Consider the following 14780-nt stretch of genomic DNA (forward strand, 5'->3'; position numbering starts at 1 on the left):
CAAGTACCTATCGCTATTAATCTTATTTATCGGCTATTTCTCGGTACTGGCGTATCTATCGAAATATTTGGTGTAACCTCCCCGCGCAAGCGCAGGGAGGGCACAGCGTTTTCTCTCTGCGGTTACATATCGTCGTATTCGGCGATCTCAGTACCGATAATGGTGTAAGCCGTTTCCGCTAGATCATGACTGAGTGATTCGGTTTTCAATTCCCCAATCACATAAATCACATCCCACAGCTCTTGGATCGGAGCACCTTTAGGAAACTTGACGTAAATAATCTGGTTAGGTGGCGGTGGTGGCACGTGAATACACGCACCAAAGTAAGGCACCAATAAAAACTCGGTGACCTTTTTATCATCGCCTTCAAGCGGGATCACAAAGCCGGGGATTTTGACCCGACTGCCGTTCAGCTCCTTACGGACCGTGCCAATCTGTTGCTGCTTGGCTGGTTCATTACCGTTATGATCCGGCATCGGCATACCTTGTTGATCAAACAAGTTGCGCTCATTCTCTGGAATGAGATCGAGCCAGTCGAGTTGTAATACATCCTGCTCACTAGCAGTGGTGTCTTGATTAGCCAATAGTGGCGTTGAGAACAGCGTCGCCATGATGAGGCTCGCTATCAACATAAAACGTTTCATCGAATGCTTCCTTGTGATCCTTCTCGTTGTGAGTCAGTCACCTATTTTATTCCTATAAGCGAATGGTCATGCCATCACTGAGCGATTGTCGATAAGCGCGCAGTGCGGGAATAAACCCAATCACTATACCTGCCAGTTGTACGCAGCCGAGCAACTGCCATTCATAAGCGGTTAATCCAGCCAGCGCAATTTGAATGCCGTACTGGCTTGCAATCAGTGGCGCGGCGAGCGCCAGTAGCAGATAAAGCACACTCACGCCAAGCAGGATGCCCACGAGTGTCAGTACACTTGCTTCGCTGACCAGCAAAGCAAACACATGCTGTGGCCTTGCGCCCATTGCACGTAAGATCGACATCTCTCTGCGCCGCTCTTGTAAGCTGGTCAGCAAGCTACTGAGCATGCCGAGCAACCCTGCTACCACCACAAAAACGGAGACAGCCATCAGTGCTTGTTCAGCGACGGACATCATACCCCACAGTTCATGCAGTGCTACGCCGGGCATGATAGCGCTGAGCGGCTCTTGCGGATAGTCATTGATCTGTCGCTGCAGGGCAAAAGTTTGGATTTTTGATTTGAGTCCAACCAGCATGGCGGTGATTTGCTTAGGCGTGAAATCACGCTGTGCCAGTTGTTCGGCGCTGGGTTGATGGCCAAGATTGGCACCGGACTCCCAACCGACATGGATCGCCTCTATCGCTTCTAAGGAAACATGCACAGTTTTATCAACTGGGGTGCCCGTGGGAGCCAAAATACCGACCACAGTAAAGGGCAGGTTATCGTGGCGGCTAAAGCCGACATCACTGATGCCATGGGCGATGATAATTTGGCTGCCGACTTGGTAGCCAAGCGCTTGGGCGACATCGGCGCCAATCACGGTTTCAAATAACCCATTGAACTCTCGCCCTTGGGACAAAGTCAGTTGTTGCTTACTTCCGTAACGATAATGTTCAAAATAGCTGTGATTCGTGCCAAGTACGCGAAATCCTTTATGTGAATCACCTAAAGAGATCGGAATTGCCCATTTCACGGCAGGGTGCTGGCTAAATTCTTGGTAACTTTTCCAATCAATATTGTTGGTGGCATTGCCAATCCGAAACACGGAATAGAGCAGTAAATTAACTTGCCCTGAGCGTCCGCCGACGATCAAATCGGTACCAGAAATGGTATTGGCAAAACTCTCTTTCGCTTGAGTGCGGATGCGCTCTACCCCAAGCAGTAACACCACGGCGATAGCAACAGTTAACACGGTGAGCAGAGCCGTTGCTTTGCGGTTGAGTAGGCTTTTCCACGCTAAATTCAGGATAACTTTCATTGCCAACCTCCTGCACGATTGAGAGTAGGTAAGTGAACACTTCGCTCAAAAAGCTTTTCCAGTGTTGGGTCATGGCTAACAAAAACTAAAGTGGAACCGACTCGCTCCGCTTCTTCACGCAGCAGAGCAATAAAAGCTTCACGGTTATCGTAATCGAGGGCAGACGTGGGTTCGTCGGCGATGATGAGTTGCGGTTCACCCATCAGTGCTCGCGCCGCGGCGACGCGTTGCTGCTGGCCGATACTGAGTTCGGTCACGGGTTTATTCAGTAAAGCGCTTGGCAGATGCAATCTTTCCAACAGCGATTGCGCTTTGTGCGATAAGGGATCATCCACTTGCTGTTTACGCAAAGCGGAAAAGTGGCATGGTAAGGTCACGTTATCTAACACCGACAGATAAGGCAGCAGATTAAATTGTTGGAAAATATAGCCTATATGGTCGGCGCGGAAGCGATCGCGCTGACTGGCACTCAAGCGGCTTAAGTCACTGCCAAGTAAAGAGACGACACCTTGTGTTGCGGTATTAATGCCAGTTAAAAGGCTAAGTAACGTGGACTTGCCGCAGCCACTGGGGCCTTTGACAAACAGGTGTTCACCCCGAGCAATCTGTAAATGGGCAATATCCAAGGTGGGTGAGCTGGCTCCCGGCCAACAGAACACCACATCATTCAACTCAATCACGGATGAAGTAGGATCAGAACGGTGAGCAGGCATCATGGCTCCTCATGTGTGCAGGGAAAATCAAAGCATCTCCAATGAGGGATAGGTGAGAGTCACCTATCCCGAGCGGTGGCATTACAGTTTGATAAGCGTTTGCTTAGCGTTCAGTTGTAGCGCACTTTGCTGCTTTTCCGTTAACACATTGGCTTGGATTTTCTCTGTGCTTGGGAAATATTGGAACCATTGGGTATCGATCTGTTTGAGCTGATCGACGGCTTCACAGTGGAACTGATATTGAGCGGTGAATGAGCCGTGTTGATGCTCATCATGGTCATGCCCTTCGTGCTCATGTCCTTTATGGTCGTGTTCTTTGTGATCATGGTCCGCATGTTCATCAGCGGCATGATCATGACCTTTATGATCGTGGTCTTTATGATCGTGCGCCTTATGGTCATGCTCGCCTTCACCGTGCTGATGCTCGTGTTCTTCACCTTCACCATAAGCGTGGCTGTGTTGGTACTCTTCGCCACCTAAAGTGTGTTTAATCAACACTTCACGTTTTTCGCACTGTGCTTTATCACTGAGTGCAAATAGCTTCTCTGGGTGATGCAAGGTCTCTAAGGCTTTTTCGAGCGCTTGTTTTTGCGCGTCATCTTGAGGAGCGTGTTCAAAACCGACCACATCGGCTCCCGGTGCGGTGATTTCCAGCAACAGGTCATGGCCATCTTGAGCAATGTTAAGTTCAACTTGGCCATGCACATGAGCCTCGTGCTGACGATGTTGATGGTCAGAGTGATGATCGGCCAATACGTTGCCAGAAAGTGTCGCGCCAACCATCAGCGCAATCATTGTTGGGTAATGCATGAAAAACTCCTAATAAAACAAAAAAAAGAAACAATCGGTTTGATTTGTTTTATGCCGCTGGTGGTGAACGAGCGAAATAGGAGTGCAGCACTTGAGTGCGTTGGATCGGTTGTTCAACCCTTGCTTGTGGTGGATTTTGACGCCAACTGGGCAATATCCACTGACTGGTTTTGAGGCCATGTGCCGCGCTGGCAAACAACTGACAATCATGCTGTAAATGATGTTCAGGATGCAGATCAAGTTGGTGATCAATCACGGCCACGTTAAACCAAAGCGCCAGCACCACAGAGAGCATAGCCACTATGGATAAGCGAGTTGGACGTAGCTGAGGTAACGACATAGCGTGTGCGACCAAGAGTGATTGAAAACCGACAGTGATTGAGGCTTGTTATAATATAACAAGTCACAAATCAGGCAAGCGATGATTCTGATGAGTTTGTATGCAGATGTCTCTCAGTCAACGGGTGAGCAAGTTAGTCCTTACTCACCCGATGTGATTGATGGATGAAGGCATCCTCTTCCTGCTAGAAGCTGCAGCGGTGTGAGCTGTAACGTCAAGTCGTTTGGGGCGATTACAGATTTTGCTGAATCAAACCCAGTACGGTTTGAATGTCCGCTTCGTTGAGCGCCCCTTCTTTTACAAACAGCACGTTACCTTGTTTGTCTTGCACTATGATCGCAGAGGATTCCGCTTGTAGCTGCCAGGCTTGGGCAACGAGACCAAACTCATCAAGCACCATAGATGACCAAGGAAACTCTTTTTTGCTGTCTTGCGCGGACGATTTCACAAAAGAGCTGGTGCCCCAAATGGCATCGTCTTGATTGATGATGGTGGTGGTTTGGTAACTCTCTGCTGGGAATTTCGCGGCGGTGATCGCGGCCATCAGTGGCGCATTCATCTCTTTTGAACTGCTACGGCCCGCAATCGCTTGAATGACGCGTACCTTGCCAAGTAGATCCGCAGAGCGCCATTTTTGGTAGTTGATGTTATTGTCTTGTAGGACGATTTCACCGTGCTTTTCGACACCAACCGCAGGTACCGGTGAGCCGATAGTCAGGTTGTGTGCGAAAGCGAGAGTGGGAGAGCATGCCAAGAGTAAGGCGATAAGTGTTTTATTTTTCATGGTTTTGTTTCCTCAAGTTGAGCAAACAAAGGTATAGCACACAAATGAGGGGAAAGAGAAATTCCCCTCATTGAGATGTCTTTAGAGTGTGGAGTGTGGCGGGAAACAGACTCCTGTACCGCCTAGCCCACAATAACCATTCGGATTTTTGGCCAGATATTGCTGATGGTACGTCTCCGCGAAGTAATACGCTCCTGCGGGCAGAATCTCAGTGGTAATCGAGGGACGATGTTGCGCCGTCAGCAGGGCTTGATAAGCCGCTTTTGAGGCTTCTGCGATTTCGCGCTGATCTTCACTGAAAGTGTAAATGGCTGAGCGGTATTGCGTTCCGCGATCGTTGCCTTGACGCATGCCTTGCGTGGGATCGTGACGCTCCCAAAATGCGCGGAGCAGTTCAGTCAGTGGCAGGCGTTCTGGATCAAAAATGACGCGCACGACCTCGGTATGGCCAGTTTTTCCACTGCACACTTCTTCATAGGTTGGATTGGGCGTAAAACCGCCTGAGTAGCCAACGGAGGTGGAGATCACTCCATCCAGTTGCCAAAACAGGCGTTCAGCGCCCCAAAAGCAGCCCATACCAATCAAGATTTGTTGTTGACCGGATTGGGGCGCAGCAGTGAGTGAGCTGCCATTGACGAAATGCGTATCGTCAATCGACATCGCAGTAGTACGACCGGGTAAGGCGTTGTGTGCCGTAACCATGGTTTGTTTGTCGAGCATGATGTTTCCTTACTGAAGTGGTGGCGCTGTCTCTTTGAATATCGCAAGCAGCAACGCCCTGATTATCTTCGATACAGACCGGAGATTTAACGGTTTTCGTACAGACGCAGGGTTGCATTGACGTTATGATGCGTCTGTAGCAAAAATGTCACCGTTGTATAACGAGTCTAAATCAAGCATGAGACGAAAATCACTTCCCGCTTTAATCTCGCTATGGCTGTTTTCAGCCGTATCTTACGCCGATGTGAAGCTCGAGATCACTGGAATAAGTGGCGCAGAGAAAGATAACGTGGAGGCGTATCTCTCATCGATCGCAGCACAAGACTATTCCACCAGTCTGCGTTTTCAATCTCAACTGGAAAGAAGTATGACCGAAGCGTTGAATGCACTCGGCTACTACCACCCCAGTATCGATTTTACTGTCTCTGAAGATAACCAGCGTTTACGCGCCGCAGTGACCTTGGGCGAAGTGACCCGTTTGAGCGAGGTTGATATTGTGATCCGCGGTGAAGCCGAAGGCGATCGCGATTTTCAACGTTTGATCCGCCGCAGTGGTTTGAGAGTGGATGCGCCGCTCAATCACAGTCTGTATGACAACCTCAAATCGGGCATTCGTAACTTGGCGTTGCAAAAAGGCTACTTTAATGGTGATTTTCAGGCCAGCCGGCTGGAAGTGATTCCAGAGCTGAATCAAGCTCGGGTGATTTTGCACTTTGATAGCGGGATCCGTTACCTGTTTGGAGCGACCACGGTCGAAGGCAGTCAAATCGATGAAAATCGCGTGATGTCGCTGCGCCCTTTCAAACAAGGCGAGCCCTATTTGGTGTCGCAAGTCGGCGAGTTTAACCAAAATCTTTCCAATACAGATTGGTTCTCTTCGGTGTTTGTTGAGCCGGACTTATCGCAGTTGGATGAGGGGCGTGAGTTGCCGATCAAGGTGACCTTAGCACCGCAAGCACGCAATCAACTGGAAACCGGTTTAGGCTATTCCACGGACGTTGGAGTACGTGGTTCATTAAAATGGAAGAAACCTTGGGTGAACAGCCAAGGGCACAGTTTTGACAGCAGTTTCTCTCTTTCTATACCAGAGCAGACCATTACGGCGGGTTACAAGATCCCACTGGAAGATGCGTTAAATGAGTACTATCGCATTCAGTACGGGATGAAGCATTTGGACAAGCGTGATACCGAGAGCTTGGAATCTAATCTATCACTTGAACGCCATTGGCAGTTGGATGGCGGCTGGCATCGCACGGTCTTTATTCGTTATCTCTTAGAGAATTATCGTCAGGGTTTACAAGATGATAACAGCCAATTTTTATTGCCGGGGATGACTTATACCCGTACGCGGACTCGCTCCAACAGTGGCTTACTGACTTGGGGCGATAAACAGACGATTACCTTGGAATATGGCGATCCAGCATTGCTTTCAGAAACACGGGTATTGCGTTTACAAACCGGATCTTCTTGGTTACGAACTTATGCACGCAATCACCGCGCCTTAGTTCGCGTTGATGGTGGAGCCAACTTGGTGGATGAATTTGACCAACTCTCGCCCTCGCTGCGTTTCTTTGCCGGTGGTGATAACAATTTGCGCGGATACGGTTACAAGTCGATTTCACCGCAAGATGCCAGTGGCGCCTTGACGGGGGCGAAATACATCGCCACCAGCTCAATCGAATATCAATACCGTTTAACCGGCAACTGGTGGGCGGCGATGTTCATGGATGTCGGTGATGCGTTTAACGATAATCCTGAATGGAAGAAAGGGGTCGGTACTGGGATCCGCTGGATTTCGCCCGTTGGTCCTATTCGGCTCGATTTCGCATGGGGGCTGGATGCCGCGCCGGGCGATGAGTTCAAAATCCACTTCACTTTAGGGCCTGAATTATGATCAAACGGGCGTTAAAGTGGACCAAATGGCTCTCTATGTCGCTGTTGGTGTTAGTGATCTTGCTGGTGCTGGCTTTGGCGGGGGCGCTGTTTACCAACCCCGGTTTGCATGCGGTTTTGTGGGGCGCGCAGCAAGCATTGCCGCAGTTGAAAGTGGAGCAAGCGCAGGGTGCACTGTTTCCGCGTTTTACTTTGCAAGGGGTCGATTATGCGGATAGTGAGCTTAATCTGAGCTTTTCTGTGCAAAAGCTAAGCTTGGCGATTAACCCCAACTGCTTATTGGAACCCAGTATCTGTATCAATGAGCTGGCGCTATCTGGAGTCAAGTTAGATCTCCCCTCATTAGCAGAGAGTGAACCGACACCTGATGAGCCCGATTCTGAGCCGCTGGGAGACATTTCCACGCCCATCCCGATTCGCTTAGGTCAGTTAGCGCTACAAGATATTGAATTAAATATTCTGGGTAACCGAGTGGCGTGGCAGCAATTGACCACGCGAGCGTCTTGGCAAGGCAATCGCCTGCGTATCGGGCAAACCGAGTGGCAGGGGATCCGTCTTGCGTTAGCGGAGAGTGAAGCCTCAACCGAACCCGAGGCGGTTCAAGCGGCAACCTCTGATAGCGCAGAACCTTTGCAACTGCCAGATGTGATGATCCCGCTGCACATTGAGTTAGCGCGTTTCGATATTCGTGATTTTCGTTTAGAACAAGAGACGCCGATCATCGTCAATCATCTAGCTTTGCAAGCGACTGCCGCGCAGCACGACGTCTCTATCTCTAGTCTTGAGCTGAGCATGCCGGAGCTGGATGCGCAATTGAACGCACAAGCGACGCTCAGTCAAGATTATCCCATTCAGTTAGAACTGCGCAGTCAAGTGCATCTTGCTGATTTTAAAGGCCAAACATTATCACTGGTCGCGCAGGGTAGTCTTGCGGATCTCACTGTACAAGCCAATCTAGACTCGTTAGCTCAAGCGCAGTTGAACAGCCACTTTAATCTGCTGGATGCCGATATACCGTTTGATCTACAACTGAGTCAGGTGAAAGCGCAGTGGCCCATGTTGGGGGAAGGGGATTATCACGTTGAGGTTCCGGAGTTAAGCATTCAGGGCTCCTTGGCCAAGTATCAGTTCGCCTTGCAGGGTGCGTTACAGGGCAAAGATTTACCGAATGTGAGTTTAGCCCTGCAAGGGCATGGCAATCTGGATGAAGTCGCGTTGCAATCACTTAAAGTCGATACGCTTGGCGGCTTAGTGACGGGCAATGCTGTGGCAAATTGGAAAAATCCGCTCAATTGGGCCGCTCGGTTAAACCTGAAAAATATTCAGCCCGGTCTGCAATGGCCTGAAGCAGAAGGCAAGATCAGTGGTGAGCTTGATACCTCTGGCGCTTTGACTGAGCAAGGTGGCTGGCAAGTGGAGGTTTCACGCTTAGCCATTAAAGGGGTATTACGTGATTATCCGCTTAAAATGTTAGGCGAACTCAGCGCCTCCGATGTCCAAGGGCAAGGGGATATCGCGTTACAAACTAAGGGAGTTTCCTTAGTGCATGGGCCGAACTCCCTCACCGCTAAAGGTCAGTTGAGTAAGCAGTGGCGGATGTCGGTGGAGTTGGATGTACCGGATTTGAGTAAATCCCTGCCCGATGCGAAAGGCAAAGTGATTGGCGATGTGCTGCTGCGAGGTGATCTCAAACAGCCACGGGTCAAATTGGTGCTGGATGCTGATAGCTTGCAATGGCAAGAGTTAGGCTCGATTGGGCATGTCACTTTGCAAGGAAATCTCGTGCCACTGCCTGAGCCTCAAGGCGAGCTCACCTTACAAGTGCGCGATATTCAGTACCAAGATCAACGAATTGATACTGTTGATTTAAAAGCACAAGGCTCTCAGAGAAAACATGAGGTGACACTCGATGTCACCTCTGATCTCGCTTCGACCAGCTTGGCGATGAATGGCCGATTGCGTACTGAACCCACACTGCGCTGGCAAGGTGAGCTGGAGCGCATGTGGTTAAATTCACCGCAAGGGCAATGGTTATTACAACAGGCGACCGCTCTCTCGTTTGATCAGAGAATGGAGCGCGTGACCGTCGCCGCTCACTGTTGGGTGCAAGGGGAGGCTTCGCTCTGTTTAGAAGAAGAGGCCGAGTTAGGGGCGCGGGGTGAGGCGCGCTTAGCGATTAAGCAGTTTGATTTTAAGCAGCTCGCCGGTGTCCTGCCTAAGGAAACCAAACTCAGTGGCGGTTTGAATGGCCAAGTGTGTGCTAAGTGGGCTCCGAAAGCGGCGCCGCAGTTGCAAGCCAATCTTGAGTTAACCCAAGGTCAGGTGACGCAAAAGCTGAATAAAAGCGTGACGTTTGGTTGGGATAAAGCGCAATTTTCTGCCCAATTGGCGAAAAATCAGCTGCAAGCCAGTTGGTTATTAGATGCAACCGATAATGGTGATCTCTCGGGCAATATCCAAATTGCCGATGTGCGTGCTGAACAGAAAACCATGCTCGGTTCACTTAACTTAACCACGTTTAATCTGGATTTCTTGCAACCGTTGATTGGTGAACTTAGTGAAGCGAAATCCAATATTAATGCCGATGTACAATTTCATGGCCCGATGCTGCATCCGCAATTGAACGGTGAAATTGCGATCAATGATATTCGCGTAAAAGGTGAGATCTCGCCGGTTGATGTGCAATCCGGTCAAGTGTCACTTAAATTTAATGGTTATCAGGCAGTGTTAAATGCTGATATCCAGACCACCGATGGTTTGCTGGAAGTCGATGGTGATGCCGATTGGCAACAGATAGAGGATTGGCGACTCAAAGCGCGAGTGCATACTCCCTCAATGATGGTTGAGCTGCCACCTATGGTGCGAGTCAAGGTGATCCCTGATTTAACCTTGACCATGCAACCTCAACTGGCACGAGTGACGGGTAATATAGCGCTGCCGTGGGGGCGGATTGTGGTCGAAGAGTTACCGCCGAGCGCGATTGGGGTATCGAAAGATCAAATTTTGCTGAATGCGGATTTTGAGCCACTGACTGACAAAGAGCGGATCCCGTTCAGTGTGGAGAGTGACGTCAATGTGCAAATTGGCGACGATTTCCAACTCAGTGCTTTTGGTCTACAAGGTAACTTAGTCGGACGTCTCAATGTAGCGCAAAAGGATAAAGGGCCGTTTATTTTGGGTGAGGTGAACATTCGCAATGGTCAATACCGCTCATTTGGACAAGATCTGCAGATCAAAGAAGGGAAGATCTTGATGAATGGCCCGGTGGATCAGCCGTATTTGGCGATCACGGCGATCCGTAATCCCAACAACACGCAAGATGGCGTGGTTGCTGGGGTGCGAGTCAGTGGACCCTCGGATGAGCCGTCACTCACCATCTTCTCTGAACCTGCAATGCCACAAGCCAATGCGCTGTCGTATTTGTTGCGTGGACAAAATATTGATGGGGAAGCCGGGGGCAACGCCATGACCACCACCTTGATTGGTCTGAGTTTAGCGCAGAGCGGTAAACTGGTCGGCGAGATAGGCCAAGCGTTTGGTGTGCAGGATCTGCAACTGGATACGGCAGGTTCTGGGGACGATTCGCAGGTCACGGTCAGTGGTTATATTCTGCCCGGCTTGCAAGTGAAATATGGTGTAGGTATTTTTAACTCAGTCGGCGAATTTACTGTGCGTTATCGCTTGATGCAGGATCTGTATTTGGAGGCCGTCTCCGGTGTCGACAGCGCCGTAGATCTGCTCTATCAGTTCGAATTTAACTAAGGAGAGAGATGTGCAGCACCTCGTTTTTGTGTATGGCACTTTGCGTCATGGAGAGAGCAACCACACGTATTTACAACACAGTCAGTTGCTTGGTCAGTTTGAAACTAAACCTGAATACGCCTTGTATGATCTAGGCGCGTATCCCGGATTGGTGGAAGGGCATCAATCGGTGCATGGTGAAGTCTATCTCGTGGATGAACACACTTTAGCGCAGCTAGATATTTTGGAAGATGTGCCAGTGGAATATCGGCGTGACACGATTGAGACACCGTTTGGTACCGCGTGGATCTATATTTATCAAGAGACCCATCGCTTACATTCGCTGATTGATTCCGGAGATTGGTGTCAGCGTGCCTAGTTCTGACCTACAAAGAAAAAAGCCAGCTTACGCTGGCTTTTTTGTGCTCAAACGTGGGCTTATTTGTTTTGCGCACGCTCGTAAGAGCTCAGGATTTCAGCGCGAGCAGAAGCGGCATCTTCCCAGCCATCCACTTTTACCCATTTACCTGATTCTAGCTCTTTGTAACGCTCGAAGAAGTGAGTGATCTGCGCTTTCAGCAGCGCTGGCAGATCGTTCACGTCTTGGATGTGATCGTATTCTTTAGAGATCTTAGTGTGCGGTACTGCAACCACTTTCGCGTCTTCACCGGATTCGTCAGTCATCTTCAGCACGCCAACTGGACGGCAGCGGATCACAGAACCTGGGATGAGTGGATATGGCGTTGGAACCAAAACGTCTACTGGGTCACCATCGAGTGACAGAGTGTGGTTCACGTAGCCGTAGTTGCATGGGTAGAACATCGGCGCTGACATAAAGCGGTCTACGAATACTGCGCCAGACTCTTTGTCGACTTCGTATTTGATTGGGTCAGCATTGGCAGGGATTTCGATCACTACATAGATATCATCAGGCAGTGACTTGCCCGCTGGCACATTGTTTAAGCTCATTAACGGTTTCCTTTTTTCTGTTGGCCGGACTTCAAATTCGGGATTTATTATTATGCATGTTTGCCGATGGCGCAAAATGCACCCGTCAGCAAAGGGGTGAGTTTACTCTCAAAATAAAGGATCCCCAAGCCGACAGAGAGAAAAAGCGCCGCATGGAGCGGCGCTAATAAGCTTAATCGGGGTAAGTCTCTAAAAATTCTTCGACTTTATGCACCATATTCTTCGAGCCGACAAAAAACGGTACACGTTGGTGCAGCTCAGTGGGTTTGATATCCATGATGCGATGCACACCATCAGAAGCGAGACCGCCCGCTTGCTCAATCAAAAACGCCATTGGGTTGCACTCATAGAGCAGACGCAGTTTACCGTTCGGGTGGCTTTGCGTGCTCGGGTACAAATAGATGCCGCCTTTAAGCAGGTTGCGATGGAAATCCGCCACCAGTGAACCAATATAGCGCGAAGTGTAGGGGCGACCATCTTCGGGCACATTTTCTTGGCAGAACTTGATGTACTTTTTCACCCCAGTCGGGAAACGGATGTAGTTACCCTCGTTGATGGAGTAAATCTTACCGTTTTCAGGAATGCGCATATTCTCGTGGGAGAGATAGAAAGTGCCGAGCGAAGGGTCGTAAGTAAAACCGTTCACGCCATTGCCCGTGGTGTACACCAGCATGGTGGACGATCCGTAAATCACATAACCGGCAGCGACTTGTTTATTGCCCGGTTGCAGAAAATCTTCCTGCGTCGGCGGTGTGCCAACTGGCGAAACGCGGCGGTAAATCGAGAAAATTGTCCCCACCGATACGTTGACATCGATATTGGAAGAGCCGTCTAACGGATCCATCAACACCACGTATTTGGCATTTTTGTTGAGCTCTTTATTGAATGCGACCGCTTCATCTTCTTCTTCGCTCGCCACACCACACACTTGATCGCGGGCTTCCAGTGCGGCTTTGAATTTTTCATTGGCATACAGGTCGAGTTTTTGTTGCTCTTCCCCTTGAATGTTGTCATTGCCTGACGCGCCAATGATATCTGCCAGTCCCGCTTTATTGATTTCGCGGTTGACGATTTTGGCGGCCAAACGAATTGAGGCTAAAAGAGAGGAAAGTTCACCGCTGGCGTGGGGGAAATCATGTTGTTTTTCAACAATAAATTCACCGAGGGTGCGCATTTTCTGCATGTTGGTTCCTTAACACTATTGGGTCGGGGGTACGCCCATTTGTTGACCTAAGGTTAGTGAAGTGCAACAAACGGGTTGAGCAAGATGATGGGATCCTCTGATGGAATCGATTGCGCTATGCACCTTGTCTGTAGTGAATTGTAAAACTTAGATCTTTTTACGGGTATTGAACTAACCGACGGAGATCTCACTTTGATTGTCGACCATTTCGAATTTACACCACGCTGAGCTGCTGCACTCGCTTTTGCGTAGCGGATCGGGATAATGGAGCCATTCCAATCGCACAGTAAAAAGGCTGGGTTTTTATGCACATTCATATCTTGGGAATTTGTGGCACGTTCATGGGCGGCGTTGCGATGTTAGCGCGTCAATTGGGTCATAAAGTCACCGGCAGCGATGCCAATGTTTACCCGCCAATGAGTACCATGTTAGAGGCGCAAGGCATCGAGATCATTGAAGGTTTTGACCCTGCTCAACTTGAGCCCAAGCCTGATCTGGTGGTGATTGGCAACGCGATGAGTCGTGGTAACTCTTGCGTGGAATACGTGCTCAACCACAACCTGCGCTACACCTCTGGCCCACAGTGGCTACAAGATTTTCTGCTGCATGATCGTTGGGTGATCGCGGTATCGGGAACGCATGGCAAAACCACCACTTCAAGCATGATTGCTTGGGTACTGGAGCATTGCGGCTATCAACCGGGTTTCTTAGTCGGTGGTGTGTTGGGGAATTTCGGTATTTCTGCACGTTTAGGCGAAAGCATGTTTTTTGTGGTTGAAGCTGACGAATACGACAGTGCTTTTTTCGATAAGCGTTCTAAGTTCGTGCATTACCATCCGCGCACTTTAGTGATGAACAACCTAGAGTTCGATCATGCAGACATTTTCGATAACTTAGAGGCGATCAAGCGCCAATTTCATCATTTGGTACGTACTGTGCCGGGTAATGGCCGGATTCTCGCGCCTAAGCAAGATGAAGCTTTAGCCGATGTTTTACAGCGCGGCTGTTGGAGCGAAACCGAGTTCAGTGGTGAGCAAGGCGAGTGGCAAGCAGAAAAAATTACCGCTGATGGTTCACAGTTCCACGTTTTATTCAAAGGTGAACGTGTAGGCCAAGTGAATTGGAGTTTGGTGGGCGATCACAACGTCAGTAATGCACTGATGGCGATTGCTGCAGCGCGTCACGTCGGGGTTTCTCCAGAGCTGGCTTGTGAAGCGCTGGGGCTGTTTGTCAACACCAAGCGCCGCTTAGAGCTGAAAGGTGAAATCAATGGGGTAACGGTGTACGACGATTTTGCCCATCACCCGACGGCGATTGAACTTACGCTCGGCGGTTTACGTAACAAGGTGGGCGATAAGAAAATCATCGCCGTACTTGAGCCGCGCTCTGCCACTATGAAGCTGGGCGTGCACAAAGAAACCTTGGCCGCTTCGTTGCACAGCGCCGATTCGGTTTATCTTTACCAGCCGTCTAACATTCCTTGGTCGGTGGAAGAGGTCGCGAAACAGTGTCAACAGCCTGCGCAAGTCAGCGCCAATATGGATGAATTTGTGGCTATGATTGCCAAAGAAGCCCAAGCGGGTGACCAGATTTTGGTGATGAGCAACGGTGGCTTTGAAGGCATTCATGGCAAGTTGCTCGCGGCACTGCAACAGAAATAATTTAAGGTGA

Annotated in this window: 13 protein-coding genes; 4 read left to right on the forward strand and 9 right to left on the reverse strand. The window is 49.7% G+C overall.

Going from position 1 to position 14780, the window contains the following annotated elements; all coding sequences use genetic code 11:
- Window positions 1–122: 122 nt before the first annotated feature.
- From T411_RS0112280 to msrA, 7 genes are all read right to left on the reverse strand, one after another.
- Entirely contained in the window at window positions 123–644 is a 522-nt protein-coding gene (locus T411_RS0112280) for a DUF3299 domain-containing protein (protein WP_000819709.1), read from the reverse strand.
- 52 nt (window positions 645–696) lie between these two features.
- A complete protein-coding gene (locus T411_RS0112285) occupies window positions 697–1956 on the reverse strand; it encodes an ABC transporter permease (RefSeq protein WP_000864652.1) in 1260 nt (419 codons plus the stop codon).
- The gene (locus T411_RS0112290; RefSeq protein ID WP_001110873.1) at window positions 1953–2669 is read right to left on the reverse strand and encodes an ABC transporter ATP-binding protein; all 717 of its coding nucleotides are present in this window, start codon (window positions 2667–2669) and stop codon (window positions 1953–1955) included. The genes T411_RS0112285 and T411_RS0112290 overlap by 4 nt, the downstream gene beginning before the upstream one ends.
- A gap of 81 nt (window positions 2670–2750) precedes the next feature.
- Window positions 2751–3479, reverse strand: coding sequence for a zinc uptake protein ZrgA (gene zrgA / locus T411_RS0112295; RefSeq protein ID WP_000559205.1), 729 nt, complete (start codon window positions 3477–3479; stop codon window positions 2751–2753).
- Between the two features lie 49 nt (window positions 3480–3528).
- Entirely contained in the window at window positions 3529–3819 is a 291-nt protein-coding gene (locus tag T411_RS0112300) for a DUF2607 domain-containing protein (protein ID WP_001912068.1), read from the reverse strand.
- Window positions 3820–4051: 232 nt separating this feature from the next.
- Window positions 4052–4603: a YtfJ family protein gene (locus T411_RS0112305; RefSeq protein WP_000792385.1), complete on the reverse strand. Its 552-nt coding sequence runs from the start codon at window positions 4601–4603 to the stop codon at window positions 4052–4054.
- 81 nt (window positions 4604–4684) lie between these two features.
- Window positions 4685–5323, reverse strand: coding sequence for a peptide-methionine (S)-S-oxide reductase MsrA (gene msrA / locus T411_RS0112310; protein ID WP_000884809.1), 639 nt, complete (start codon window positions 5321–5323; stop codon window positions 4685–4687).
- A gap of 178 nt (window positions 5324–5501) precedes the next feature.
- On the opposite strand from msrA, the gene tamA reads away from it, so the two are divergent.
- The 3 genes from tamA to T411_RS0112325 are packed head-to-tail and all read left to right on the forward strand — an operon-like array spanning window position 5502 to window position 11336.
- The gene (gene tamA / locus T411_RS0112315; RefSeq protein WP_001253226.1) at window positions 5502–7217 is read left to right on the forward strand and encodes an autotransporter assembly complex protein TamA; all 1716 of its coding nucleotides are present in this window, start codon (window positions 5502–5504) and stop codon (window positions 7215–7217) included.
- Window positions 7214–10978, forward strand: a complete 3765-nt coding sequence (tamB, locus tag T411_RS0112320) for an autotransporter assembly complex protein TamB (RefSeq protein ID WP_000595678.1) — start codon at window positions 7214–7216, stop codon at window positions 10976–10978. The genes tamA and tamB overlap by 4 nt, the downstream gene beginning before the upstream one ends.
- A gap of 10 nt (window positions 10979–10988) precedes the next feature.
- Window positions 10989–11336, forward strand: a complete 348-nt coding sequence (locus T411_RS0112325) for a gamma-glutamylcyclotransferase family protein (protein WP_001164257.1) — start codon at window positions 10989–10991, stop codon at window positions 11334–11336.
- Between the two features lie 59 nt (window positions 11337–11395).
- Here the strand turns inward: T411_RS0112325 and ppa are convergent, their stop codons facing one another.
- Both ppa and fbp read right to left on the reverse strand, forming a co-directional pair.
- Window positions 11396–11926 carry an inorganic diphosphatase gene (gene ppa / locus T411_RS0112330; protein WP_000056163.1) on the reverse strand — a complete coding sequence of 177 codons (531 nt, stop codon included), beginning with the start codon at window positions 11924–11926 and terminating at the stop codon, window positions 11396–11398.
- Between the two features lie 172 nt (window positions 11927–12098).
- On the reverse strand, window positions 12099–13109 hold the full coding sequence (fbp, locus tag T411_RS0112335; RefSeq protein ID WP_001171116.1) for a class 1 fructose-bisphosphatase: 1011 nt from the start codon (window positions 13107–13109) through the stop codon (window positions 12099–12101).
- Window positions 13110–13414: 305 nt separating this feature from the next.
- Between fbp and mpl the strand changes: the two genes are divergently transcribed.
- Window positions 13415–14770 (forward strand): UDP-N-acetylmuramate:L-alanyl-gamma-D-glutamyl-meso-diaminopimelate ligase, encoded by a 1356-nt coding sequence (gene mpl, locus T411_RS0112340; protein ID WP_000547403.1) that lies wholly within the window; start codon window positions 13415–13417, stop codon window positions 14768–14770.
- Window positions 14771–14780: the final 10 nt, after the last annotated feature.

It is taken from the genome of Vibrio cholerae ATCC 14035 (assembly GCF_000621645.1).
Classification (GTDB): Bacteria; Pseudomonadota; Gammaproteobacteria; order Enterobacterales; family Vibrionaceae; genus Vibrio; species Vibrio cholerae.